Annotated in this window: 1 pseudogene; it reads right to left on the reverse strand. The window is 62.2% G+C overall.

Annotation, left to right across the window (positions count from 1 at the left end):
- Nucleotides 1-437: pseudogene (locus GPT33_RS18460) on the reverse strand (substrate-binding domain-containing protein); the annotation flags it as partial.

Consider the following 437-nt stretch of genomic DNA (forward strand, 5'->3'; position numbering starts at 1 on the left):
AGACAGACCACTGTTGGAGGTCTCCGGATTGGTTTGACCGTAGCGAAATTGGCCCTCGCCGGAGCGTTTGAAGATCTCCGCCCATCCGACCTGGTCGATCGGCCCGAGTGTCGCAAGCACCGGCTCCCAGACCGCGATCACCACCGGCGAGGAGACGAGAAAGCCCTCGACCTTGAGCAGATCGCCCCCCTGCTGCTCGCCGGCCTCGTAGTTGATAAGGTTGACGTAAAGATCCGAAGCCGGGCTCGTCGCGTGGACCTCGTCGGGTCCCGCTCGGCCGTCCTTGATCTCGTTCACGCTCTCGCCGGATCCCTTCGGAATTGCCTGGACGCAGATCCGCTTTCCGGAGGTCGTGGTCTGTCCCTGGCGGTTGAAACCGTCGGTGACGGCGTCGATCCAGGATTCCTTTTCAGAGCCGTAGGTGAAACGCACCGAGA

This window comes from Thiocapsa sp. (assembly GCF_011390875.1).
Taxonomy (GTDB): Bacteria; Pseudomonadota; Gammaproteobacteria; order Chromatiales; family Chromatiaceae; genus Thiocapsa.